1 protein-coding gene and 2 pseudogenes are annotated in these 1139 nt (G+C 65.6%); all 3 read left to right on the plus strand.

Going from position 1 to position 1139, the window contains the following annotated elements; translation table 11 throughout:
- Positions 1 to 294: pseudogene (locus MKK58_RS08050) on the plus strand (IS630 family transposase); the annotation flags it as partial.
- A gap of 9 nt (positions 295 to 303) precedes the next feature.
- Positions 304 to 858: pseudogene (locus MKK58_RS08055) on the plus strand (IS701 family transposase); the annotation flags it as partial.
- 56 nt (positions 859 to 914) lie between these two features.
- A complete protein-coding gene (locus MKK58_RS27120; RefSeq protein ID WP_409565217.1) occupies positions 915 to 1055 on the plus strand; it encodes a hypothetical protein in 141 nt (46 codons plus the stop codon).
- Positions 1056 to 1139: the final 84 nt, after the last annotated feature.

Raw genomic sequence — 1139 nt, forward strand, 5'->3', positions numbered from 1 at the left:
AACCAAGACAGTCAGAACACCCCGCGACTCCTGGCCGGGCTGGCCGGCCACCCGTGCTGGAGCTTCCACTGGACGCCAACCTCGGCCTCATGGCTTAACGCCGTCGAGGGCTTCTCCTCTGCCCTAACCCGTCGCCGTATACAGCGGGGCACCTCCACCGGCGTCGTCGACCTGCAGGTCGCCATCAATCGCTACATCCCCGAGCACACCCGTAGCCCAAAGCCCTTCATCTGGACTAAACCCGCCTCTGCAATCTTCGACGCCCTCAGCCGAGCTCCTGAACCATCCGTCTGAGTCAGAGCACTAGCGCCTGTCGAGCGCAAGAATGGCTGGCAACTGGCGGAAGCCGCGGGCGATGCCACGCCTGATGGCGTCCAGGAGTTCCTGAGCCGGGTGCGATGGGACGCGGACGCCGTGCGCGACGATCTGCGGGCGTATGTCGCCGAGCATCTGGGCGATCCGAGCGCGGTACTGGTCCTCTATGAGACCGGCTTCCTGAAGAAGGGCACCAAGTCGGCCGGCGTGCAGCGGCAGTACACCGGCACGGCCGGGCGGATCGAGAACGCGCAGGTGGGGGTGTTCCTGGGCTATGCCGGATGCCATGGCCACGCCCTGATCGACAGGGCGCTCTACCTGCCCAAGTCCTGGACGGACGACCGTGCGCGCTGCCGGGCCGCGCATGTGCCCGATGACGTGACCTTCGCGACCAAGCCGTCGCTGGGCCTTGCCATGCTGGAACGGGCACGCGCGGCCAAGCTGCCGTTTGCCTGGATCGCGGGGGACAGCGTCTACGGGGGCGACCGTGCCATTCGCCGCTGGGCGGAAGATCACCGGATCGGCTACGTGCTGATGGTCAGCCCCCATTGAAGTGGTCCGCCCTTTGGTATGGCTTTTGAGCCTGGAGGACGGACGAGATGGCGAAGCACGCGCAGCCCGAGGAGATCGTCGACAAGCTACGGCAGGCGGATGTTCTGATCTCCCAGGACCAGAGCGTGGCTGATACAATCCGCCCGCTCGGCGTGAGTTCAGTGACATACTACCAGTGGCGGCGTTAGTTTGGCGGCCTGAAGTCGGATCATGTTCGACGGATGACGGATCCGGGGCCCGTACACGGTCGGCGCCGACAGGCAATTCGGTCT

This window comes from Methylobacterium sp. J-078, from assembly GCF_022829285.1.
Classification (GTDB): domain Bacteria; phylum Pseudomonadota; class Alphaproteobacteria; order Rhizobiales; family Beijerinckiaceae; genus Methylobacterium.